The following is a 22,223-nucleotide window of genomic DNA, read 5'->3' on the forward strand; positions in this document are numbered from 1 at the left end:
TGTCGAGTCCGCCAGGAAAAGGCGGGACGCTGTGTCAGTGGTGCGTGCCAGACTCGCGTGCATGGAGAGGATCACGGGGGCGGCCGACTCGCGGGAGGCTCTGATCAGGGCGGTCCGCGCGGGGGCCAGGGTCAGGTATCTGCACTTCTGGGGGCACCGGCCGCGGCCCGACGGCCGGATCGGGCCCAGCTGCCTGAGCCAGTGGTGGCCGTCGCCGTTCACGGTGGACGGCGTGGAGTACGCGACGGCCGAGCACTGGATGATGGCCGCCAAGGCCAGGCTCTTCGAGGACGCGGCGGCCGAGCGCGCCGTGCTGGCCGCGGGGCATCCCGCCGGGGCGAAGAAGGCCGGGCGGCTGGTGCGCGGCTTCGACGAGGCGATATGGGCCCGGGAGCGGTTCCGGATCGTCGTCGAGGGCAGCGTCCACAAGTTCGGGGCGCATCCGGAGCTCGCGGGCTTCCTGCTGGGCACGGGCGACCGTGTCCTGGTGGAGGCGAGCCCCGTGGACCGGGTGTGGGGCATCGGGCTGGCCGCGGAGGACGAGGCGGCGACGGACCCGGAGCGGTGGCGCGGGCCGAATCTGCTGGGCTTCGCGCTGATGGCGGCGCGGGAGCGGCTGCGGGCGGCGGAGGTATGAGTGAGGGGCCGGTCTGGGACCGGCCCCTCGGTCGAGCTCTCGCGGCTTGGCTCAGGACGCCGCGCCGAGTCCGCCCATGATGCTGGCGAACAGCAGGAAGCCCAGCAGCGGCAGGATCACGGTGGCGATGATGCCGCAGACCAGGCCGGCGGTCGCCGCGCCCTTGTTGGTGGCCTCGCCCCGGGTGGCCTTGCCCCGTCCGACGGCGCCGAAGATGATCGCCAGGATGCCGAGGATCACGCCGAAGAACCACAGCAGGAAGGTCACGCTGCACACCACGCCGATGATGCCCAGCACCAGTCCCGTGGTTCCCATGCCGTTGCTCGGCTGCGCGGGCATCCCGTAGCCGGGGCCCTGCGGGTAGCCCACGGGCGGTGCGGCCGGGTAGCCGGGGCCGCCCTGCGGGTAGCCGTAGCCCGGGCCGGACTGCTGCGGGTAGCCGTAGCCGGGGGCCGGCTGCTGCGGAGGCTGGGACGGCGGGCCGAAGCCACCGGGCGTGGGATTGGTGTTGGACATGGACGAGCTCCCCTCCGTTGTCAGACCAGGGAATCGTAGTGGCCAAGTCGGCCGGGGAGTACGGAAGTTTCAGCGCGGGGCGGGTGCGGTGGCGGCCGGGCGCAGGGCGCCGTAGTACGGGTCGTCGTCGTACTCGTCGCTGTTGATGGCGGCCGTGATGCCGACCGCGATCAGGACGATCACGGTGATGCCGAGGATGATCCCGATGATGCCCATGATCAGACCCGCCTGGGCCTGGCCGTGGTTGGTGGCCACCCCGGCCTCGGCGCGCTTGCGGCCCTTGATGCCGAAGACGACGGCGAGGATGCCGGTGACCAGGGAGACCACGCCGTACAGGCAGAAGAGCGTGCAGGAGACGATCCCGAGCACCATCGCGGCGATGCCCATGCCGTTCTGCGGGGCCATCGGCATCCCGGGCCAGCCGTAGCCGGACTGGGGATAGCCGGGGTACCCGTAGCTGCCGGGGCCGCCCGGGGCGACGGGCGGGGGCGGGACCGCAACGGTGCCGGAGGTGTCGTACGAGGGCGTACCGGCGGGCGGGGTGAAACCGGCCGCGCTGGGCATCGAGGTGACCGTGGCCTGGTCGTGCACGGAGGGCGGCCCCTGGGTGGGCGGCTGGCCCTTGTCGAGCGACGGCTTGTTGTCCGGGGGCGCCCACGGGTCGTGGCCGCCGCCCGGACCGGGCTGCGTCGGGTCCGTCATCTGTGCATCCCCCCTGGGTCGATCGTGTCGCCATGCTACGGGGCCGTCCGGCACGGACCACAGGGCGGGTACGGGGGGATCCGCACGGCCGTGCGGCGGGGTCGACGGGCACCGCGCCGGGGGTGGCCGCGCCGGATGGCCCCGCCGCCGGGCGGGAGTTGCCGCGCCACCGGGCAGGAGTGCCGCACCCCACGGCAGGAGACATCTCGCCCCACGGCACGGGCCGCGCCGCCACAGCAGGGATCGCCGCACTCCAAGGGCAGGAGGCATCACGCCCCAGGACAGGGGGCATCTCGCCCCACGGCACGGGCCGCCGCGCCTCGGCAGGGATCGCCGCGCCACAGCAGGGGGCACCGCACCAAGGGCAGGAGGCATCACCCCCCAGGAACAGGGGCCATCTCGCCCCGGGGCAGGGGGCATCGCGCCTCGGCAGGGGGCACCGAGCCACAGCAGGGGTCGCCGCACCAAGGGCAGGAGGCATCACGCCCCAGGACAGGAGACGTCTCGCCCCACGGCACGGGCCGCCCCGCCTCGGCAGGGGCCGCCGCGCCACCGCGGAAGTTGCCGCACCCCACGTCGGAGCCGGAGGCCGTCGCGGCCCCGTGCCCGTCTGTGCGCCGCTCCCCCGCCTAGGATGAATCCCGAGTCATCGATCAGCCGATCACCCGCGCCCGCCCGCCTCCGTGCCGGCCCGGCGCCGTTCCGGGGAGGAACCCTTGACCGAGCATCTCGTCGACCCCCAGGCCCCGCGCGATCTGAAGGCGTTCATCGCCGGACTGCCCAAGGCCGAACTGCACGTGCACCACGTGGGCTCCGCCTCCCCCCGGATCGTCTCCGAACTGGCCGCCCGGCACCCGGACTCCAAGGTCCCGACCGACCCCGAGGCCCTGGCCGACTACTTCACCTTCACCGACTTCGCGCACTTCATCGAGGTGTACCTGTCGGTCGTCGACCTGATCCGCACCCCGGAGGACGTCCGGCTGCTGACCTACGAGGTGGCCCGGGAACTGGCCCGGCAGCAGGTGCGGTACGCCGAGCTCACCATCACGCCGTTCTCGTCCACCCGGCGCGGCATCGACGAGCGGGCCTTCATGGACGCGATCGAGGACGCCCGCAAGGCCGCCGAGGCGGAGTTCGGGGCCCTGCTGCGCTGGTGCTTCGACATCCCCGGCGAGGCGGGTCTGGAGGCCGCCGAGGAGACGACCCGGCTCGCGACCGACGACCGGCTGCGCCCGGAGGGCCTGGTCTCCTTCGGGCTCGGCGGCCCGGAGGTCGGAGTGCCCCGGCCGCAGTTCAAGCCCTACTTCGACCGTGCGATCGCGGCCGGGCTGCACTCGGTGCCGCACGCCGGAGAGACCACCGGCCCGGAGACGGTGTGGGACGCGCTGACGCATCTGCGGGCCGAGCGCATCGGGCACGGCACCAGCTCCGCGCAGGACCCGAAGCTGCTCGCGCACCTCGCCGAGCACCGCATCGCGCTGGAGGTCTGCCCGACCTCGAACATCGCCACGCGCGCGGTCCGCACCCTCGACGAGCACCCGATCAGGGAGTTCGTGCGGGCCGGGGTGGTCGTCACGATCAACTCCGACGACCCGCCGATGTTCGGCACCGACCTGGAGAACGAGTACGCGGTCGCCGCCCGGCTGCTGGGCCTCGACGAGCACGGCGTGGCCGCGCTGGCGAAGAACGCGGTCGAGGCGTCCTTCCTGGACGCGCCCGGCAAGGCCAGGATCACGGACGAGATCGACGCGTACACCGCGCAGTGGCTCTCCCGGTGACGCACACCCCGCTCGCCGTGGCCCACCGGGGCGACCCGTACCGCGTCCGCGAGAACACCGTCGCCTCACTGCGCTCCGCGCTGCGCCGGGGCGCGGACGCGGTGGAGGTCGACGTACGGCTGACCCGGGACGGTGTGCCGGTGCTGCTGCACGACGCGACGCTCAGGCGGCTCTGGGAGCACGAGCGGCCGGTGCTCGCGCTGTCCTGGGAGGAGGTGCGTGGGCTGACCGGCGGCGGGGTGCCGACGCTCACGGCGGCACTGGCCGCGACCGACGGGCACCGCATGATGATCGACCTGCCCGGCTCGCCGGACGTGCGGGCGGTGCGCCGGATCATGGACGCCGTGACGGAGGCCGGTGCGGCGGACCGCGTCTACTACTGCGCGGGCGCCGACGCCATGCTCGCCGTGCGCGCGGCGGACCCGGCCGCCGAGATCGCCCTCACCTGGACGACCCTGGCCCCGCCGCGGCCCGTCCTGCTGGAGGCGATCCGCCCGCGCTGGCTCAACTACCGGTTCCCGCTGGTCGACCGCACCCTCGCCGAACGCGTCCACCGCGACGGCTGCCTGCTGTCCGTCTGGACGCCCGACACGCGCCGCTCCATGCGGCGCCTGCTGCGGGCAGGGGTGGACTCGATCACCACCAACCGCGTGGACGTCCTGCGCGCCGTCCTCGACCGTGCGGTGGCGCCGGCGCGGTAGCGCCGCAGGGGGCGGGCCGCACGCCGAGAGCACCCGCGGCGGGGAGGGACGCGCCCCCGCCCCGGCCTCGGCCTGCCCCGCCCCCACTCCGTCACCCCTGCCGGCGCGCTCACGCCGCACGGAAACCCCCGGACACACGGGCGGCCCCGGACGGAGGTACCGTCCGGGGCCGCCGCGGCCTGCGCCGGTGACTACGCGTCGAGCGACGTCATGACGTGCTTGATGCGCGTGTAGTCGTCGAAGCCGTAGCCGGAGAGGTCCTTGCCGTAGCCGGACTTCTTGAAGCCGCCGTGCGGCATCTCCGCGACCAGCGGGATGTGCGTGTTGATCCACACGCAGCCGAAGTCGAGCTTCTTGCTCATCCGCATGGCACGGCCGTGGTCCTTGGTCCACACCGAGGAGGCGAGCGCGTACTCCACGCCGTTGGCCCACTCCACCGCCTGGTCCTCGTCACGGAAGGACTGCACGGTGATGACCGGGCCGAAGACCTCGTTCTGGATGATCTCGTCGTCCTGCTTCAGGCCCGAGACGACGGTCGGGGCGTAGAAGTAGCCCTGGTCGCCGACCCGCTTGCCGCCGGCCTCCACGCGCGCGTGCGCGGGCAGGCGCTCGATGAAGCCCTCGACCTGCTTGAGCTGGTTGGGGTTGTTGAGCGGGCCGAACAGCACGTCCTCGTCGTCCGGCTGCCCGGTCTTCGTCTCGGACGCGGCCTTGGCCAGGGCGGAGACGAACTCGTCGTGGATGGACTCGTGGACGAGCACGCGCGTGGCGGCGGTGCAGTCCTGGCCGGCGTTGAAGTAGCCCGCGACCGAGATGTCCTCGACGGCCTTGGTGATGTCGGTGTCCTCGAAGACCACGACCGGCGCCTTGCCGCCCAGCTCCAGGTGGACGCGCTTGACGTCCTTGGAGGCGGACTCGGCGACCTGGATGCCGGCGCGCACCGAACCGGTGATGGAGGCCATCGCCGGGACCGGGTGCTCGACCATCATGCGGCCGGTCTCGCGGTCGCCGCAGATGACGTTGAAGACGCCCTTGGGCAGGATCCCGCCGAGGATCTCCGCGATCAGGACCGTGGAGGCCGGGGTGGTGTCGGACGGCTTCAGCACGACCGTGTTGCCCGCCGCGATCGCCGGGGCGAACTTCCACACGGCCATCATCATCGGGTAGTTCCACGGCGCGACCTGCGCGCAGACCCCGACCGGCTCGCGGCGGACGATGGAGGTGAGGCCCTCCATGTACTCGCCGGCCGAGCGGCCCTCCAGCATCCGCGCGGCACCCGCGAAGAAGCGGATCTGGTCGACCATCGGCGGGATCTCCTCGGAGCGGGTCAGCCCGACCGGCTTGCCCGTGTTCTCCACCTCGGCCGCGATCAGTTCCTCGGCGCGCTCCTCGAAGGCGTCCGCGATCTTCAGCAGGGCTTTCTGGCGCTCGGCGGGCGTGGTGTCGCGCCAGCCGGGGAAGGCCTCGGCGGCCGCCGCCATCGCGGCGTCCACGTCCGCCTGCCCGGACAGCGGAGCGGTCGCGTACGCCTCGCCCGTCGCGGGATTGACCACCTCGGTGGTCCGTCCGTCGGCGGCGTCCCGGAACTCACCGCCGATGTAGTTGCGCAGACGACGCAGCTCGGTGCTCACTGCCGGCCCTCCAGTTCGGATGTCCATTACTTGAGACACCCACCCTAGTCGGCCGACCCACGTTTTCAACACCCCCGCTCCCTCCGCTCATACGGAATCCGCAGGAGCGGGGGATCGAAACAACGGATTTCATCGATCGAGGCTTGCGGAAGTGTCGAGACCTCGTGCACAGTGACCTCGTGGCCAGTCGAAGCGCAGACCAGAAGGGCTCGCGGGAGCACCGCGAGCCCTCCCGTGAGTCCAGGAACGGCAGCTCGCCCCAGCTGGACGCCGTCTCCCTCGCCATCATCGAGCAGCTGCAGGAGGACGGCCGTCGGCCGTACGCCGCCATCGGCAAGGCCGTCGGCCTGTCCGAGGCGGCCGTGCGCCAGCGCGTCCAGAAGCTGCTCGACCAGGGCGTGATGCAGATCGTCGCCGTCACGGACCCGCTCACCGTGGGCTTCCGCAGACAGGCGATGGTCGGCGTCAACGTCGAGGGCGACGTGGAGTCGGTCGCCGACGCGCTGACGGCCATGTCCGAGTGCGAGTACGTGGTGATGACCGCAGGCTCCTTCGACCTGATGGTGGAGATCGTCTGCGAGGACGACGACCACCTTCTCGAGGTCATCAACCGACGCATCCGGGCCGTCCCCGGAGTGCGCTCCACCGAGAGCTTCGTCTACCTCAAGCTCAAGAAGCAGACCTACATGTGGGGAACCCGATAACCGTGAGGACCCGATAGCCGTGAGCAAGGACCTCTCCCAGTCCGCGTACGACCACCTGTGGATGCACTTCACGCGCATGTCGTCGTACGAGAAGGCCCCCGTCCCCACCATCGTCCGGGGCGAGGGCACGTACATCTACGACGACCAGGGCAAGCGCTACCTGGACGGCCTCGCCGGCCTGTTCGTGGTGCAGGCCGGGCACGGCCGCGTCGAACTGGCCGAGACCGCGTTCAAGCAGGCGCAGGAGCTGGCGTTCTTCCCCGTGTGGTCGTACGCCCACCCCAAGGCGATCGAGCTGGCCGAGCGCCTGGCCCACCACGCGCCGGGCGACCTGAACAAGGTCTTCTTCACCACCGGTGGCGGCGAGGCGGTCGAGACCGCCTGGAAGCTCGCCAAGCAGTACTTCAAGCTGGTCGGCAAGCCCACCAAGCACAAGGTCATATCGCGCGCGGTCGCCTACCACGGCACCCCGCAGGGCGCGCTGTCCATCACCGGCCTGCCGGCCCTGAAGGCCCCGTTCGAGCCGCTGGTGCCGGGCGCGCACAAGGTCCCGAACACCAACATCTACCGCGCCCCGCTCTTCGGCGACGACCCGGAGGCCTTCGGCCGCTGGGCCGCCGACCAGATCGAGCAGCAGATCCTCTTCGAGGGCCCGGACACGGTCGCCGCGGTCTTCCTGGAGCCGGTGCAGAACGCGGGCGGCTGCTTCCCGCCCCCGCCCGGCTACTTCCAGCGCGTGCGCGAGATCTGCGACCAGTACGACGTACTGCTCGTCTCGGACGAGGTCATCTGCGCCTTCGGCCGTCTGGGCACGTACTTCGCCTGCGACAAGTTCGACTACGTGCCGGACATGATCACCTGCGCCAAGGGCATGACCTCGGGCTACTCCCCGATCGGCGCCTGCATCATCTCCGACCGCCTGGCCGAGCCGTTCTACAAGGGCGACAACACCTTCCTGCACGGCTACACCTTCGGCGGCCACCCGGTCTCCGCGGCCGTGGGCCTGGCCAACCTCGACCTGTTCGAGCGCGAGAACCTCAACCAGCACGTCCTGGACAACGAGGGCAACTTCCGCGCCACCCTGGAGAAGCTCCACGACCTGCCGATCGTCGGCGACGTCCGCGGCAACGGCTTCTTCTACGGCATCGAGCTCGTCAAGGACAAGGCCACCAAGCAGTCCTTCGACGCCGACGAGACCGAGCGGGTCCTGTACGGCTTCCTCTCCAAGAAGCTGTACGAGAACGGCCTGTACTGCCGGGCCGACGACCGCGGCGACCCGGTCGTGCAGCTCGCGCCGCCGCTGATCTCGGACCAGTCGACGTTCGACGAGATCGAGCAGATCCTGCGCGCCACCCTCTCGGAGGCGTGGACCAAGCTCTGACCGGCCGACGCCCCCAGCGTCGCTCCGATCGTCTGCCTGGATGATCAACACCGGCCCCGGTGCCGCCCGTTCGAGTGAGAAACGGCGGCCCGGGGCCGTGTGCTGTCCGGAGCCGGGCCGCCTTTCTGCCTAGCGTGCCCAGTGACCGATCGGCCCTGCCTTCGTTCCCCCGCACGGGGGATGGCACGGGAACTACGGATCTGAACCGAGGTGTGCGCCCATGGAGGCCAAGCCGGACAGCGACGTGCTCTGGGCACGTGCCCTGCACTTCCAGCACGACGACGGCTCGCCCGCGCTCTGCGGTGTCTCGCTGGGCGTCCGCGAAGGCGAGATCCTCGCCGTCAGCGGCCCGCGCGGCAGCGGGAAGACGACTCTGCTGCGGTGTCTGTCCGGTCTGGTCCCCGTCCGGCGCGGCGAGGTCTGGTTCAACAGCGTGCCCGTGCACACCATGGGCCCGCTCACCCGGGAACGGCTGCGCCGCGACCGCTTCGGCTGGATCGACCCGGCCCCCTCCCTGGTCCCGGAGCTCAACGCCTGGGAGAACACCGCCCTGCCGCTGATGCTGCGCGGCACCGGCCGCCGCCGCGCCAAGACCGCCGCCCTGGAGTGGCTGGAGCGCCTCGACATCGGTGACGGCGCCCGCAAGCGCCCGCACCAGCTGGTGCAGGCCGAACGCCAGCGGGTCTGCATCGCCCGCGCGCTGGCCACCGCCCCCTCGGTGCTGTTCGCCGACGAGCCCACGGCGCCGCTGCACCGCGCCGACCGCTCGCACGTGCTGCGCACCCTCACCACGGCGGCCCGCTCGCACGGCATCACCGTCGTCCTGGCCACCCACGACCCCGAGACCGCCGCCCTCGCCGACCGCACGGTGTCGCTGCTCGACGGGCGGCGCGTGCAGACGGTGCACCTGCCGCCGGTCGCCGAGACCGCCGAGCCGGAAGGCCGGGCCGCGTGCTCGCTCTCCGTCTGACCCGCGGCGCCCACCCCGCCGTCCACCTGCGCCGCCTCCTCGTCACGGCGGCCTCGGCGGGCACGAGCTTGCTGGTGCTGTGCGCCCTGGGCCACGCCCTCGGGCACCCCGGCGCCACCGGCGACTCCCTGATGCGCCTGGCCTGGTGCGCGGCCCCGCTGGCCGCCACGGTGTACTTCGCCGTCGCGGTGGCGCGCACCGACCCGGCCACGAAACCCCGCCCCGGCCTCTCCGCGATCGGCCTCGGCCCGCTGCGCCTGATGGCGCTCTCGGCGACGGCGACGGCCCTGTCCTGCACGCTGGGTTCCGCGCTGGCCCTGCTCGTCTTCCTGCATCTGCGGGGCGATCTGTCGGGCCTGCCCTTCGACGGGGCGGCCGCCGGGTCGCTCGCCGCGAACCAGCCGCTGCCGCTGGCGGGCACCCTGACACTGCTGGCCCTCGTCCCCGTCTGCGCGTCGGCGGCCGTGGCGCTGGCCCTGCGGCCCCGGGCGGCGGAACCGGCCGCGCCCCGGGCGCCGCGGACGTACGGCCGTTTCGGCGCGTACCGGCGTGAGAGCAAGCGGGAAACCTTCGGGGCGTACGGCCGGTTCGGACGGCAGATCGTCCGGCCCACGCGCGACGACTCCGCCGACACCGCGGCGCAGGGCGGCCCCCCGCAGGCCCGCACGGGCGAACCGGCCACGACAGCGACCGTCTCCGGCCCGGGCACAGGCTCCGGCTCCGGTTCCGGCCCGGGCACAGGCTCCGACTCGGGCACAGGCTCCGGCTCCGGCTCGGGCTCCGGCTCGGGCACCCTCTCCGGCTCGGGCGCAGGCACCGGCACCGTCTCCGGCACAGGCTCCGGCTCGGGCGCAGGCACCGGCACCGTCTCCGGCTACGGCTCGGGCGCAGGCTCCGGCACCGTCTCCGGCTACGCCTACGGCTACGGCTCGGGCTCGGGCTCCGGCCCGGGCGCCGTCCCCGGCCCGGGCACGGGCTCCGGCCCGGGCACAGGCTCCGGCTCCGGCCCGGGCACAGGCGCAGGTTCCGGCTCCGGTGCCGGTGCCGGTGCCGGTGCCGGTGCCGGTGCCGGTGCCGGTGCCGGTGCCGGTGCGGGAGAGGGCGCCGGTGCCGGCGGTGCCGTGAGCGCGCTCGCGGATCCCGCCGCACGCGACGTGGTGAGCGCGGTCCTCCCGTACGGCGACCCGGCCCGGCACCCGGCGACGCCCGACGGCACGGGCGCCGACCGGCCCGACGGTGACCCGGCCCGGCAGCCGGGGGTGCCCGGCCGGCCGGGCACCGCCCGCTCCGAGGGCGACCCGTCGGACCCCGTGACCCCGGTCCGCGCCGGCATGGCCCCGGCCCGGGCCGGGTCGGCCGGGCCCCGGTCCGCCCCGTACCCGGCCGCGGCGCGCGGGGCCGACGACCCCGCCGTCCTCGCGGCGGCCCTGCCGGCGGCGCCCGTGACCGGCGGCTCCCCCACCGCCGCCCCCACCGGTCTCCCCTGGGGCATCACCCTGCTGGCCGCGGGCCTCGCCGTGGAGACCTACACGAGCCGCACCGCACCGACCGCCCCCGACCTCACCTTCTCCGGGGCCTCCCCCGGTGTCCTGGCCGGCTGGGCCCTGGCCGCCGTCGGACTGGCCCTGGCCGGCCCGGGTCTGACGCACCTGTGCGGGCGGCTGCTGCAGTCGGCCCGTCCCGGCGCCCTGCGGCTGCTCGCCGGACGCATCCTCATGGCGGAGGCCGGTCGCGTCGGCCGTCCGCTGGGTGTCGTCTGCGCGGTGCTGTCGGCCGCGTGGGCCATGGCGCTGCTGCACGCCCCGGACGGTCTGTCGCTCGGACCGCTCACCCTGCTCGGGGTGTTCCTGGTGACGGGCTGCACCGTGGGGACGCTGTGCACGGCCGCCGTCGAGGCCCGGCAGGCCCGCGCCGACACCACCGCCGCGCTGCAACGCCTGGGCGCCCCCGCGACGATGCTGCGCGGCGCCGCCGCCCTGCGCGCGGGCGCGCTGCTCGCCCTGTTCGGCCCGCTCACCCTGACGGTCGCCGAGCTGGCGGCCCTGCCCCTGGCACGCTGACCCGCCCGGCCCGCGTCCGGGCCACCGGGAAAACTCCTACGAGAAAAATCTCCGAACAGCGATGAGTCCGGTGCCGGAGCCCGGTCTAATCCCACGTAACGACACGACCCGTTGGGAGAGACCCCGCATGTACCAGCAGATGATCTTCGTGAACCTGTGCGTCAACGACCTCGGCGCGTCGAAGAAGTTCTTCACGGAGCTGGGCTACTCGATCAACGAGCAGTTCAGCGACGACTCGACCGCCTCCGTCGTGATCAGCGAGACCATCGTCGTGATGGTGCACACGAAGGAGAAGTACGGCCAGTTCACGAAGAAGCAGATCGCGGACGCGACGAAGACCAGCGAGGTGCTGATCGCGCTGAGCGCCGAGAGCCGCGAGAAGGTCGACGAGCTCGTGGAGAAGGCCGTCGCTGCGGGCGGTTCCGTCAGCGGCGAGACCCAGGACCACGGCTTCATGTACGGCCGCGCCTTCGACGACCCGGACGGCCACACCTTCGAGGTCGTGTGGATGGACCCGGCGGCCGTCCAGGGCTGAAGACCGCTGTGCCAGCATGGGCGGGTGCAGACGATGCCCGCCCATGCGGCCCACCACGACGACCGTGAGATAGAGACCCTCGACGAGTTCGACGCGACCCTCTCGGCGCGCGGCACCCTGGCCGGCTACCGCGTCCAGTCCGTGGATCTGACGGACCGTACGCGCGAACTGCTCTCCACCGACACGGCCGGCGCCGTCTTCCTCGGCTGCGCGATGCGGGAGGAGGCGGCCACGAAGATCCGCGCCGACGGCGCCCTGGTCTTCCCGCCGGTGCCCGGCCTGCCCTTCGACCCGTACCGCGGGCTGGTCTACTCGCCGGACGAACTGTTCGCGTCGCTGCCGGAGGGTTACGAGGCCACCCCCGACGCCCGCGCCTACGCCTGGTTCCAGCGCACCAAGGCGGACCGCGACATCCACGCGTCCATGCTGCGCGCGGTCCACGACGACTCCGTCTCGGACGCCCTGGACGAACTCCTGTCCGGCGCACGGGTCGTGGGCGTGATGGGCGGTCACGCGATGGCCCGCGGCACCGAGCAGTACGCGGGTGCCGCCCGGCTCGGCCGCGAGCTGGCCCGGGCCGGTTTCACGGTCGCCACGGGCGGCGGACCCGGCGCGATGGAGGCGGCGAACCTCGGCGCCTACGCCGCCCCGTTCGACCCGGAGATGCTCACCGAGTCGCTCGAACTGCTCGCCAAGGCACCGCACTTCACGCCGTCGATCACCGAGTGGGCGAGGGCCGCCTTCGAGGTGCGCGGCCGCTGGCCCCGGGGCGGGCGTTCCGTCGGCATCCCGACCTGGTTCTACGGGCACGAGCCGCCGAACGCCTTCGCCTCGCACATCGCCAAGTACTTCGCCAACGCCACCCGCGAGGACGGCCTGCTGGCCCGGTCCAACGCGGGGGTGGTGTTCCTGCCGGGCGCCGCCGGGACCGTGCAGGAGATCTTCGACAACGCGACGCCCAACTACTACGAGTCCCGCGGCGAGCCGACGCCCATGGTGCTCGTGGACCGCGCGCACTGGACGGAGCGGCTGCCGGCCTGGCCGCTGCTGAAGTCCCTGGCCGCACAACGGTCGATGGAGGCGCGGATCGCGCTCGTGGACCGGATCGAGGAGGCGCCCGAGGCGTTGAAACGTCTCGGCGGTTAATAAGCTGGCAAAGCAAGTGCTTGCAAGCAGCATATGCGTTGACACTACTTATGCGGCACTTATAAACCTGTGAGCCTCCAGGTAGTGCTGATGTTCTGTCAACACCGCCTCCCACCCCCCGCATTACGCATCCTGTAAAGGACAAACGTGGCAGTTCTGTCCGTATCCCGCCGTACGGCTCCGCGCCGTACTGTCGCTCGCTCCCTGCGCGTCCTCGGGGTCGTCTCGGCCTCGGCCGCGCTCGCGCTCGGTGCCTCCGGCAACGCGCTCGCCTGCAACATCAACGAGTTCTCCGCCGAGGCGAAGTGCGACGGTGACAAGGGCGTCATCACCGTCACCGACGTGGACCCCGCCGGCGTCCCGGCCACGGTCTCCGTGTACCTGCAGAACAACGGCGCCGACGCCAAGAAGGTCGGCGAGCAGGTCGTCAAGGGCTCGCGCGAAGGCACCACCATCACCTTCGCCGAGGACTGGAAGCCCAACGCGGAGTACCGCATCCACGTCAAGGCCACTCCGTACGTCGACGAGGACATCAAGCCGAACCTCGTCACCCCGGCCACGGCCTGCAAGAAGGAGGAGGAGCAGCCGCCGGCCTCGACCCCGCCGGCCACGCCGACCCCGTCGGCCTCCCCGTCCAAGCCGGCCGAGGAGACCGAGACCCCGGCTCCGGCCCCGTCGGAGAGCGAGAGCACCACGCCGGCGGGCAACGCGCCCGCCCCGGCGGCCGGTGACTCGAACCTCGCCGAGACCGGTGCCAACTCCAACACCGGCGTCATCGCGGGCATCGCGGCGGCCCTGGTCGTCGCCGGTGGCGGTGCCGTGTTCTTCGGCATGCGCCGCCGTGGGGCGAAGAGCGACAGCTGACGCCTGCGCCGACCGAGACGTGGCCCGTCCCCGTGACCGGGGGCGGGCCACGTCCGCGTCCGGAGAGGGCGGGGAGGCGGACCGCGTCCGTCCCGACGGAGCCGGGGCGGGACGACACCCGGCATCAGCAGCCTCCGCCGCACCAGGGGGGATGCCCCCGCATCAGCCGTCTCCCCCGCACCAGGGACGGGCGCCCCCGCGTCAGCCGAACGTCGCCCGCTCCAGCCAGAACTCCAGCAGCTCCCGGTCTCCCAGGACCTCCAGCTCCGGTGCATCCAGGGGCAGTCGGCGGTAGAACGCGAGCAGCACGGAGGTGAGCGGTCCGCGCAGGGCGGCCGTGGCCTTCTCGTGGCCCCGGCGCCAGGAGACACCGTCCTCGGTCAGCTCGATGAGCCACTCCGCGTCCAGTCCGGGCCCGGTGTCGGTGGCGTGCAGGTGGATGCTGCGGCCCGGGCCGCGCAGTTCCCCCACCACGTCCTCCGGCGCGGTCCGCTGCACGTACTCCACGATCTGCAGCCACTCGTCGATCGCGTCGGCGGCCACCTCGGGCGCGACCGCGTAGGGCAGCCCGGCGGCGAGCGCTGCGTCCGCGCGGTGCACGGTGATCTCGTGCGTCATCCGGCGGGCCCAGAACCCGACGTTCAGGACCCCCGCCCAGCCCCACACCCCGGTGTCCGGCCCGGCCTCCCGCAGGGCCGCGACGACCCGCGCACCGCTCTCCGCCAACCACGCGTCCAGGGCGGCGGCGTCACCCCGCGCCTCCGGTCCTGCCAAGCCCGGCACCCGCTCCTCGGGCACCTCCTCCTCGGCCCGGGTCCGCACGATGACCTCCACCCAGCGCAGCGCACCGCCCAGATGCCGGACCAGGTCCTCCAGCGACCAGTCCGGGCAGGTCGGCACAGTGCCGGACAGCTCGGCCCCGGAGGTCACCACCGACCTCAACAGGCCCACCTGGTGGGCGATTTCGTCGCAGTAGCGGTCGTGCGCGAGCTGAGTCATCCCCGCACCCTAGGCCGCCGCGATCAGTCGAGCACCACGATTTCGGCCGCGTCGAACTCCACCCCCACCTCGTCCCCCACCTCGGGCGCCGCCCGCAGCGCGCAGGCCGCCTCCAGACGCGGGGCGTCCGCCGGCTGGAGGTGGACGGCGACATGGGTGCCCTTGAAGGTGCGCGCGGCCACCGTGCAGCGCAGGCCTGCCTCGGCCCGCACCAGACGCACCCCCGCGGGCCGCACGAGCAGCGTCCGCGAGCCCTGCGGCGCATCCCCGGGCACCGGCACCTTGCCCCACGGCGTGTCCGCCGCCTCGGCGCCGACCGTCGCCTCGACGACGTTCTCGAAGCCGAGGAAGCGCGCCACGAACGCGTCGGCGGGCCGCTGCCAGACCTCGAGGGGCGTACCGGACTGGGCGATCCGGCCGTCCCGCATCACCACGACCCGGTCGGCGAGCGCGAAGGCCTCGCCCTGGTCGTGCGTCACGGCGAGCACGGTGGTGCCCAACCGCCCGAACAGTTCCTTCAGTTCGACGACCAGCCGCTCCCGCAGCGACCGGTCGAGCTGGCCCAGCGGCTCGTCCAGCATCAGCAGGCGCGGACTCGGCGCCAGGGCCCGGGCCAGCGCCACGCGCTGCTGCTCCCCGCCGGACAGTGCGGCGACCGCCCGGCGCTGCGCGTCCGGCAGCCCCACGAGGTCCAGCAACTCCCGTACCCGCTCGGCCTGTCGCTGCTTCGACGCCCCGTGCATCCGCAGCCCGAAGGCGACGTTGCCGCCCACGTCGCGCTGCGGGAACAGCTGGTGGTCCTGGAACATCAGCCCGACGCCCCGCCGGTGCGCCGGCACGCCCGCCTGGTCGTGCCCGTCGAGCCGGACGCTCCCCGCGTCGAGCGGCTGCAGCCCCGCCACCACCCGCAGCAGCGTCGACTTGCCGCTGCCGCTCGGCCCCAGCACACACACGATCTCGTGCTCGGCGACCGCCAGGTCGACGGCGTCCAGCACGGCCCGCCCGCCGAAACGGACCGTCGCGCCCTCCAGGCTCAGCAGCATCTAGAACTCCCCGGTCCGGTCCGTCCGCAGCCTCTCCAGCACCAGCAGGGCCACCGCGCACACCACCATCAGAATCGTCGACAGGGCCATCGCCTGCCCGTAGTTGAGCTCCCCGGGCCGCCCCAGCAGCCGGGCCACGGCCACCGGCAGCGTCGGGTTGTCGGGCCGCGCGATGAACACGGTCGCCCCGAACTCCCCCAGGGACACCGCGAAGGCGAACCCGGCCGCGATCAGCAGCGCCCGCCGTACGAGCGGCAGGTCCACCTCCCGCCACACCCGCCAGGGCGAGGCCCCGAGCACCGAGGCCGCCTCCCGCAGCCGCGTGTCCACGGCCCGCAGCACCGGCAGCATGGTCCGCACCACGAACGGCACCCCGACCAGGGCCTGCGCCAGCGGCACCAGGATCCACGAGGACCGCAGATCCAGCGGCGGCTCGTCCAGGGCGATCAGGAACCCGAAGCCGACGGTCACCGCGGACACCCCGAGCGGCAGCATCAGCAGCGCGTCGAAGCCGCGCACGAACCGCCCGGCGTCGCGCCGGGTGAGCGCGGCGGCGGCCAGGGCGCCGATCGCCACGGCGATGAGGGTGGCGGCGACGGCGTACGACAGCGAGTTGCCGATCGCCTCGATCGGCGGGACGAGGAACACTCCCCCGTCCGCGCGGGTCAGCGCCCGGTAGTAGCCGAAGCCGGGCGCGTCCAGCGACCGCTGCACCAGCACGGCCAGCGGCAGCAGGATCAGCAGCACGACGGTGGCGAGCACCCCGCCCAGCAGCGCCCACTGCCCGGCACCGCGCGGCCGGCGCGCGGTCACGGCCGGGTCCACCAGCCGCAGCGCGGTCTCCCGCCGCCGTACGGTCCAGGCGTGCAGGGCGAGGATGACGCCCACCGCGGCGAACTGGATCAGCGTCAGCACGGCCGCCGTGGACAGGTCGAAGATCTCCGAGGTCTGCCGGTAGATCTCCACCTCCAGGGTGGAGAAGGTGGGCCCTCCCAGAATCTGGACGACCCCGAAGGAGGTGAAGGTGAACAGGAAGACCATCAGCGTGGCGGCGGCCACGGCCGGGGCGAGGGCCGGCAGGGTGACCTGCCGCCAGGCCCGCGCACGGGAGGCGCCCAGCATCCGCGCGACCTCCTCCTGCCGCGGGTCGAGCTGCGACCACAGTCCGCCCACCGTCCGTACGACGACGGCGTAGTTGAAGAAGACGTGCGCGAGCAGGATCGCCCACACGGTGGTGTCCAGGCGCACGCCCCCCAGCTCGTCGAGCAGTCCCCCGCGCCCGACCAGCGCCAGGAAGGCCGTGCCGACCACGACCGTGGGCAGCACGAACGGCACGGTCACCACCGCCCGCAGCACCTGCTTGCCCGGGAACTCCAGACGCGCGAAGACGTACGCGCCGGGCAGGGCGAGCAGCAGCGTGAGCGCGGTGGAGACGAGCGCCTGCCAGGTGGTGAACCACAGGACGTGCCGGACGTCGGACTGCGCCAGCACCTCGCCGATCCGCCCGGGGTGCCAGGCCCCGTCGGCCTTCAGACCGCGCGCGACGATCGCGGCGACGGGGTAGGCGAAGAAGACCGCGAAGAACGCGACGGGCACGGTCAGCAGACCGAGCCGCGCCGCCGCGCCCCGCGCCCGGCCGGTCACTTGAGGACGAGCGAGGTCCACGACTTGACCCACGGGTCACGCCGGTCGGCGATCTTCGCCGGGTCCATGGTCCGGGGGTCCTTCGCCTGGGGCCCGTACCGCGTGAACTCCGGCGGCACCTGGGCGCCCTCGGTCACCGGGTAGACGAACATGTTGAGCGGCATGTCCTCCTGGAACTCCTTGCTGATCAGGAAGTCCAGCAGGGCCTTGCCGCCCTCGGGGTTCCCGGCGTTGCTCAGCAGTCCGGCGTACTCGACCTGCCGGAAGCAGGTGCCCTCGGCGACCCCGGTCGGGGCGGTGCTCGGCCTGGGGTCGGCGAAGACGACCTCGGCGGGCGGCGAGGACGCGTACGACACGACGAGCGGCCGGTCGCCCTTGGCCTTCCTGCCGCCGGCCGAGCCGGAGAACTCCTCGTTGTAGGCCTGCTCCCAGCCGTCGACGACCTTCACGCCGTTGGCCTTGAGCTTCTTCCAGTAGCCCTCCCAGCCGGCGTCCCCGTACCGGGCGGCGGTGCCGAGCAGGAAGCCGAGCCCGGGCGAGGAGGCGGAGGCGTTCTCGGTCACGAGGAGGTTCTTGTACTGCGGCTCGACGAGGTCGTCGAAGCTGCGCGGCGGTTCCAGCTTGCGATCGGCGAAGTACTTCTTGTCGTAGTTCACGCAGATGTCGCCGGTGTCGACGGGCGTGACCCGGTGCTTGCCCTGGTCGACCCGGTACTCGGCCTTGACGCGGTCGGAGCCCTTCGCCTCGTACGGCTGGAACAGGCCGTTGTCGAGGGCGCGGGACAGCAGGGTGTTGTCGACGCCGAAGAGGACGTCGCCCTGCGGGTTGTCCTTGGTCAGGATGGCCTTGTTGACGGCCTGCCCGGCGTCGCCGTCCTTCAGCACCCGGACCTTGTAGCCGGACTGCTTCTCGAAGGCGGCGATCACGTCCTTGGACGCGGCCCACGAGTCGTGGCTGACGAGCGTCACCGTCTTGGAGCCGCCGGACTCCTGGTCGTCGCCGGACGAGCCGCACGCGGCGAGCGTGCCGGCCATGCCGAGTCCGACGGCCACCGCCGTCAGCCGCCTGATGGTGTTGTCCACTTCATTCCTCCTGGGGTGACCAGGAGAAGACGCGGCCCCGCCCGGGACCGCGAGGTCCCGGGCAGGGCGCAACAGCTCGAGTGATGACCGATCTCCCTACCCAGAATGACCTGGGCCAGGTTCGGAGGGTCTGCGGCCGGTGCCGCACTCTCAGCGCTGTGGCGCTCCCCTGTCGGAATATGCAGATGTTCTTACGCCAGTCAGACTACCGTTCGGTGGCGGCGAGCTGACCACACGCCCCGTCGATCTCCTGACCACGGGTGTCCCGGATCGTCACCGGCACACCATGCGCGGCGATGGCCTCCACGAACGCCTTCTCGTCCTCCGGCCGCGAGGCCGTCCACTTCGACCCGGGCGTCGGGTTCAGCGGGATGAGGTTGACGTGCACGGGCCGGCCCTTGAGCATCCGGCCGAGCCGGTCACCGCGCCAGGCCTGGTCGTTGATGTCCCGGATCAGCGCGTACTCGATGGACAGCCGTCGCCCGGACCTGGCGCTGTACTCGAAGCCCGCGTCCAGCACCTCGCGCACCTTCCACCGCGTGTTCACGGGCACGAGGGTGTCGCGCAGCTCGTCGTCCGGGGCGTGCAGCGAGATGGCCAGGCGGCACTTGAAGCCCTCGTCGGAGAACCGGTGGATGGCCGGCACGAGCCCGACCGTCGAGACGGTGATCCCGCGCTGGGACAGGCCCAGCCCGTCGGGCTCGGGGTCGGTGAGCCGCCGGATGGCGCCGACGACCCGGTTGTAGTTCGCGAGGGGCTCGCCCATCCCCATGAACACGATGTTGCTGAGCCGCGCGGGCCCCCCGGGCACCTCGCCGTCCCGCAGGGCGCGCATCCCGTCCACGATCTGGTGCACGATCTCGGCGGTGGACAGGTTCCGGTCCAGTCCCGCCTGCCCCGTCGCACAGAACGGGCAGTTCATCCCGCACCCGGCCTGCGAGCTGATGCACATGGTCACCCGGTCCGGGTAGCGCATCAGCACGGACTCGACGAGCGTCCCGTCGAACAGCCGCCACAGGGTCTTGCGCGTGGTGCCCTGGTCGGTCGACAGATGCCGCACGACGGTCATCAGCTCGGGCAGCAACGCTTCCCGCAGCCGCCCGCGCGACCCGGCCGGGATGTCGGTCCACTGCTCCGGATCGTGCGCGTACCGCGCGAAGTAGTGCTGCGAGAGCTGCTTGGCGCGAAACGGCTTCTCCCCGACAGCGGCGACGGCCTCCTTGCGCTCGGCAGGAGTGAGATCGGCGAGATGCCGCGGCGGCTTCTTGGCTCCGCGCGGGGCAACGAAAGTGAGTTCTCCGGGTGCAGGCATAACCCTTCCAGTGTGGCAGATCCACGGAAGTGACCCTCGCCGGTCGTCCGCCAGGGCCCCGTGACGGCAAGCCGCCAGGTCAGTGCATTCCTCGCGGCCGGGTGAGCGACGCCATCGCGCGAAGTGCCGCGCCCGCTCCGCCGGGGAGCGGGGGCCCTACCCGCCCACGTGCTCCAGCCGGTCCTTCAGAAGCCGCTCGTTGCGCGGCAGCTCCTTGCGGACCTGGGGGCGGACGACCAGCGGGACCAGGACCTTGCCGACGCCGTGGCCCTCGAAGTCGACGGCGATCGTGACGTGGGAGCGGCGCCCCTCGTCGAACGGCTCGACCTCGCCGTGCACCCGGGCCCGGATCGGGCCGTCGACCCCGCGCATGCCCCAGCTGTGCGGCGGGTCGTACTCGGTGACCTCCATGGTCATCGGCATCACACGGCGGCCGACGTGCCGGGTGACGCGGACGCGGGTGCCGACGTGGACGGGCCCCGGGTCGATGCGCTCCGCCGACACGGCGCTGAGCTGCCACTCCGGCAGGCGCTCGGCGTCCGTGACGTAGTCGTAGACGTCCTCGGGACGGCAGTCGACGTCGACGGTTTCTCTGATGGTGGACATGATGGCCTCCTCGGGGAGGTACCTCTGCATCGTCCCACCGGGGGCTCCCGGCGGCACCCCTGCGACGGCGGCGAGCCCCCGCCCGGTACGGGGCGGGGGCTCGCGCGCGGGAGATCGGCTCGCTCAGCCGGATCCGACGAAGAGGACCAGCAGCAGCCACACGACGGGCGCCGTCGGCAGCAGCGAGTCGAGCCGGTCCATGATGCCGCCGTGCCCCGGCAGCAGCGTGCCCATGTCCTTGATGCCGAGGTCCCGCTTGATCATGGACTCACCGAGGTCGCCGAGCGTGGCGCTGACGGCGACCGCGAGGCCGAGCACCAGCCCCTGCCACCAGGCACCGTCGTCGATGAGGTACTGCATGCACAGCGCGCCCGCGACCATGGCGAAGGAGACCGCGCCGGCCAGGCCCTCGCGGGTCTTGCCGGGGCTGATGCGCGGTGCGAGCTTGGTGCGTCCGAAGCGCCAGCCGACGGCGTAGGCCCCGGTGTCGCTGACCACGGTGAGCAGCAGGAAGGTGAGCACCCGCTGCGGCCCGTCGTCCGCGGTGAGCATCATCGCGACGAACGTCGCCAGGAACGGCACGTAGAACGCCGCGAAGACGCCGGCCGTGACGTCCCTGAGGTAGTTCTCGGGCGGTTCCGTCATGCGCCAGACGAGCACGGCCAGGGCGGTGAGCGCCATCGCCACCCACGCGCCCTCGGCACCCCGGACGTATCCGGCGACGACCATCGCGGCGCCGCCGAGCGCGAGCGGCACGAGCGGCGCCCGGATGCCCTTGCGCTCGTCCAGCCGCTTGGTCAGCTCCCACAGGCCCACCACCACGGCGACCGCGACGACCCCGACGAACACGGCCTTCACGATGAACAGCGAGGCCACGATCACCGCGCCGAGCCCGACACCGACCCCTATCGCGGCACTGAGGTCGCGACCCGCGCTCTTCTTCTGCGGCTTGGGGGCCGGCTGTGAGGAGTCGGGCATGGGCTCCGGGTTCGTCTCGTTCAGGACCGGGGGGCCGCTCGGCGAAGCGGCCCCCCGGTCGTCATCCTGGTTTCCGCCGTGTGCGGCTAGGTCGGGCACGATGGGCATGGGGCGAGTGTGAGGCGCTTGCAGCGCATCGTATGCGGGACCCGCCGGGACGGCCCCTCGGACGTGTCCGTGGCCGTGATCCTGCACGGGTGCGTGGCCATGACCCTGCGCGGGTCCGTGGCCGTGCCCTTGGTCGGTGGGACCCCAGTACCCGGCCTGTGACGGCGCCCCCCAGGAAGAGTCGTTCATCAGACCTCGAGAAGCTCCGCTTCCTTGTGCTTCAGGAGCTCGTCCACCTGCGCGACGTACTTCGCGGTGGTGTCGTCGAGCTCCTTCTCCGCACGGCGGCCCTCGTCCTCGCCGACCTCGCCGTCCTTGATCAGCTTGTCGATGGCTTCCTTGGCCTTGCGGCGCACGGAGCGGATCGAGATCTTCGCGTCCTCGCCCTTGCCCTTGGCGACCTTGATGTACTCGCGGCGGCGCTCCTCCGTCAGCTCGGGGAACACCACCCGGATGATGTTGCCGTCGTTGCTCGGGTTGACGCCCAGGTCCGAGTCGCGGATCGCCTGCTCGATGTTGCGCAGCGCGCTCTTGTCGAACGGCGTCACCACGGCCATGCGCGGCTCGGGCACGGAGAACGAGGCCAGCTGGTTGATCGGCGTCGGCGCGCCGTAGTAGTCGGCCACGATCTTGTTGAACATCGCCGGGTGCGCACGGCCGGTGCGGATCGCGGCGAAGTCCTCCTTGGCGACCACGACGGCCTTCTCCATCTTCTCCTCGGCCTCGAGGAGGGTCTCTTCGATCACCACTTGCTCCTGCGTGTCTTGAGTAGGCCCGGCTGCGGTTCCATGTGGGGCGGCGGCCGGCTGCGTCGCGTCTTCTTCCT

Annotated in this window: 20 protein-coding genes, 2 pseudogenes and 1 riboswitch; of the genes and pseudogenes, 11 read left to right on the top strand and 11 right to left on the bottom strand. The window is 72.5% G+C overall.

Annotated features, from left to right (window positions below; genetic code table 11):
- Positions 1 to 61: 61 nt before the first annotated feature.
- Positions 62 to 637 (top strand): NADAR family protein, encoded by a 576-nt coding sequence (locus ACPXCS_RS23670; protein WP_425947825.1) that lies wholly within the window; start codon positions 62 to 64, stop codon positions 635 to 637.
- 51 nt (positions 638 to 688) lie between these two features.
- Here ACPXCS_RS23670 and ACPXCS_RS23675 read toward each other — a convergent pair whose 3' ends face one another.
- Together ACPXCS_RS23675 and ACPXCS_RS23680 are read right to left on the bottom strand one after the other, a co-directional pair.
- Positions 689 to 1,153 (bottom strand): DUF4190 domain-containing protein, encoded by a 465-nt coding sequence (locus ACPXCS_RS23675; RefSeq protein ID WP_425947824.1) that lies wholly within the window; start codon positions 1,151 to 1,153, stop codon positions 689 to 691.
- Between the two features lie 69 nt (positions 1,154 to 1,222).
- On the bottom strand, positions 1,223 to 1,855 hold the full coding sequence (locus tag ACPXCS_RS23680; protein WP_425947823.1) for a DUF4190 domain-containing protein: 633 nt from the start codon (positions 1,853 to 1,855) through the stop codon (positions 1,223 to 1,225).
- Positions 1,856 to 2,571: 716 nt separating this feature from the next.
- On the opposite strand from ACPXCS_RS23680, the gene ACPXCS_RS23685 reads away from it, so the two are divergent.
- Both ACPXCS_RS23685 and ACPXCS_RS23690 read left to right on the top strand, forming a co-directional pair.
- Positions 2,572 to 3,633 carry an adenosine deaminase gene (locus ACPXCS_RS23685; protein WP_425947821.1) on the top strand — a complete coding sequence of 354 codons (1,062 nt, stop codon included), beginning with the start codon at positions 2,572 to 2,574 and terminating at the stop codon, positions 3,631 to 3,633.
- Positions 3,630 to 4,334 carry a glycerophosphodiester phosphodiesterase gene (locus ACPXCS_RS23690; RefSeq protein WP_425947819.1) on the top strand — a complete coding sequence of 235 codons (705 nt, stop codon included), beginning with the start codon at positions 3,630 to 3,632 and terminating at the stop codon, positions 4,332 to 4,334. Before ACPXCS_RS23685 ends, ACPXCS_RS23690 begins: the two co-directional genes overlap by 4 nt.
- A 191-nt stretch (positions 4,335 to 4,525) precedes the next feature.
- Here ACPXCS_RS23690 and ACPXCS_RS23695 read toward each other — a convergent pair whose 3' ends face one another.
- Positions 4,526 to 5,965, bottom strand: a complete 1,440-nt coding sequence (locus ACPXCS_RS23695) for a gamma-aminobutyraldehyde dehydrogenase (protein WP_425947818.1) — start codon at positions 5,963 to 5,965, stop codon at positions 4,526 to 4,528.
- Positions 5,966 to 6,129: 164 nt separating this feature from the next.
- Between ACPXCS_RS23695 and ACPXCS_RS23700 the strand changes: the two genes are divergently transcribed.
- The 8 genes and pseudogenes from ACPXCS_RS23700 (at position 6,130) to ACPXCS_RS23735 (ending at position 13,625) form a co-directional block, all read left to right on the top strand.
- Positions 6,130 to 6,669, top strand: a complete 540-nt coding sequence (locus ACPXCS_RS23700; protein ID WP_425947816.1) for an Lrp/AsnC family transcriptional regulator — start codon at positions 6,130 to 6,132, stop codon at positions 6,667 to 6,669.
- 19 nt (positions 6,670 to 6,688) lie between these two features.
- Positions 6,689 to 8,050, top strand: coding sequence for an aspartate aminotransferase family protein (locus ACPXCS_RS23705; RefSeq protein WP_425947814.1), 1,362 nt, complete (start codon positions 6,689 to 6,691; stop codon positions 8,048 to 8,050).
- Between the two features lie 220 nt (positions 8,051 to 8,270).
- Complete coding sequence (locus ACPXCS_RS23710) at positions 8,271 to 9,020, top strand: ABC transporter ATP-binding protein (RefSeq protein WP_425947813.1); 750 nt, start codon at positions 8,271 to 8,273, stop codon at positions 9,018 to 9,020.
- A pseudogene (locus tag ACPXCS_RS23715) lies at positions 9,002 to 9,620 on the top strand (hypothetical protein); the annotation flags it as partial. The gene ACPXCS_RS23710 and the pseudogene ACPXCS_RS23715, both read left to right, overlap by 19 nt.
- Positions 9,621 to 10,378: 758 nt before the next feature.
- A pseudogene (locus ACPXCS_RS23720) lies at positions 10,379 to 11,080 on the top strand (hypothetical protein); the annotation flags it as partial.
- A 127-nt stretch (positions 11,081 to 11,207) separates the two neighbouring features.
- Positions 11,208 to 11,615 (top strand): VOC family protein, encoded by a 408-nt coding sequence (locus ACPXCS_RS23725; RefSeq protein WP_425947811.1) that lies wholly within the window; start codon positions 11,208 to 11,210, stop codon positions 11,613 to 11,615.
- A 24-nt stretch (positions 11,616 to 11,639) separates the two neighbouring features.
- On the top strand, positions 11,640 to 12,761 hold the full coding sequence (locus tag ACPXCS_RS23730; protein ID WP_425947810.1) for an LOG family protein: 1,122 nt from the start codon (positions 11,640 to 11,642) through the stop codon (positions 12,759 to 12,761).
- A 147-nt stretch (positions 12,762 to 12,908) separates the two neighbouring features.
- On the top strand, positions 12,909 to 13,625 hold the full coding sequence (locus ACPXCS_RS23735) for an LAETG motif-containing sortase-dependent surface protein (protein ID WP_425947808.1): 717 nt from the start codon (positions 12,909 to 12,911) through the stop codon (positions 13,623 to 13,625).
- Positions 13,626 to 13,826: 201 nt separating this feature from the next.
- On the opposite strand, the gene ACPXCS_RS23740 is transcribed toward ACPXCS_RS23735, so the two are convergent.
- The 8 genes from ACPXCS_RS23740 to frr all read right to left on the bottom strand — a co-directional run bounded on the left by ACPXCS_RS23740 (position 13,827) and on the right by frr (position 22,143).
- The gene (locus tag ACPXCS_RS23740) at positions 13,827 to 14,624 is read right to left on the bottom strand and encodes a maleylpyruvate isomerase family mycothiol-dependent enzyme (protein WP_425947807.1); all 798 of its coding nucleotides are present in this window, start codon (positions 14,622 to 14,624) and stop codon (positions 13,827 to 13,829) included.
- A gap of 23 nt (positions 14,625 to 14,647) precedes the next feature.
- Complete coding sequence (locus ACPXCS_RS23745) at positions 14,648 to 15,667, bottom strand: ABC transporter ATP-binding protein (protein WP_425947805.1); 1,020 nt, start codon at positions 15,665 to 15,667, stop codon at positions 14,648 to 14,650.
- Entirely contained in the window at positions 15,668 to 17,332 is a 1,665-nt protein-coding gene (locus ACPXCS_RS23750) for an ABC transporter permease (protein ID WP_425947803.1), read from the bottom strand.
- Positions 17,308 to 18,345: a thiamine ABC transporter substrate-binding protein gene (locus ACPXCS_RS23755; RefSeq protein ID WP_425947922.1), complete on the bottom strand. Its 1,038-nt coding sequence runs from the start codon at positions 18,343 to 18,345 to the stop codon at positions 17,308 to 17,310. Before ACPXCS_RS23755 ends, ACPXCS_RS23750 begins: the two co-directional genes overlap by 25 nt.
- 123 nt (positions 18,346 to 18,468) lie before the next feature.
- Positions 18,469 to 18,574: riboswitch (TPP riboswitch) on the bottom strand.
- A 24-nt stretch (positions 18,575 to 18,598) separates the two neighbouring features.
- Complete coding sequence (rlmN, locus tag ACPXCS_RS23760; protein ID WP_425947801.1) at positions 18,599 to 19,705, bottom strand: 23S rRNA (adenine(2503)-C(2))-methyltransferase RlmN; 1,107 nt, start codon at positions 19,703 to 19,705, stop codon at positions 18,599 to 18,601.
- A 156-nt stretch (positions 19,706 to 19,861) separates the two neighbouring features.
- Positions 19,862 to 20,311 (bottom strand): SRPBCC family protein, encoded by a 450-nt coding sequence (locus ACPXCS_RS23765; RefSeq protein ID WP_425947799.1) that lies wholly within the window; start codon positions 20,309 to 20,311, stop codon positions 19,862 to 19,864.
- 123 nt (positions 20,312 to 20,434) lie between these two features.
- On the bottom strand, positions 20,435 to 21,586 hold the full coding sequence (locus ACPXCS_RS23770; RefSeq protein ID WP_425947797.1) for a phosphatidate cytidylyltransferase: 1,152 nt from the start codon (positions 21,584 to 21,586) through the stop codon (positions 20,435 to 20,437).
- Positions 21,586 to 22,143, bottom strand: coding sequence for a ribosome recycling factor (frr, locus tag ACPXCS_RS23775; RefSeq protein WP_006136598.1), 558 nt, complete (start codon positions 22,141 to 22,143; stop codon positions 21,586 to 21,588). Before frr ends, ACPXCS_RS23770 begins: the two co-directional genes overlap by 1 nt.
- Positions 22,144 to 22,223: the final 80 nt, after the last annotated feature.

Source organism: Streptomyces sp. DT190 (genome assembly GCF_049846985.1).
Lineage (GTDB): Bacteria > Actinomycetota > Actinomycetes > Streptomycetales > Streptomycetaceae > Streptomyces.

Bases quoted from the DNA above. Each gene is read 5' to 3' on its own strand.
- ACPXCS_RS23670 (WP_425947825.1), top strand. From the start codon at position 62: ATGGAGAGGATCACGGGGGCGGCCGACTCGCGGGAGGCTCTGATCAGG.
- ACPXCS_RS23675 (WP_425947824.1), bottom strand. From the start codon at position 1,153: ATGTCCAACACCAATCCCACGCCCGGTGGCTTCGGCCCGCCGTCCCAG.
- ACPXCS_RS23680 (WP_425947823.1), bottom strand. From the start codon at position 1,855: ATGACGGACCCGACGCAGCCCGGTCCGGGCGGCGGCCACGACCCGTGG.
- ACPXCS_RS23710 (WP_425947813.1), top strand. From the start codon at position 8,271: ATGGAGGCCAAGCCGGACAGCGACGTGCTCTGGGCACGTGCCCTGCAC.
- ACPXCS_RS23725 (WP_425947811.1), top strand. From the start codon at position 11,208: ATGTACCAGCAGATGATCTTCGTGAACCTGTGCGTCAACGACCTCGGC.
- ACPXCS_RS23740 (WP_425947807.1), bottom strand. From the start codon at position 14,624: ATGACTCAGCTCGCGCACGACCGCTACTGCGACGAAATCGCCCACCAG.
- ACPXCS_RS23745 (WP_425947805.1), bottom strand. From the start codon at position 15,667: ATGCTGCTGAGCCTGGAGGGCGCGACGGTCCGTTTCGGCGGGCGGGCC.
- ACPXCS_RS23755 (WP_425947922.1), bottom strand. From the start codon at position 18,345: ATGGCCGGCACGCTCGCCGCGTGCGGCTCGTCCGGCGACGACCAGGAG.
- rlmN (WP_425947801.1), bottom strand. From the start codon at position 19,705: ATGCCTGCACCCGGAGAACTCACTTTCGTTGCCCCGCGCGGAGCCAAG.
- ACPXCS_RS23765 (WP_425947799.1), bottom strand. From the start codon at position 20,311: ATGTCCACCATCAGAGAAACCGTCGACGTCGACTGCCGTCCCGAGGAC.
- ACPXCS_RS23770 (WP_425947797.1), bottom strand. From the start codon at position 21,586: ATGAACGACTCTTCCTGGGGGGCGCCGTCACAGGCCGGGTACTGGGGT.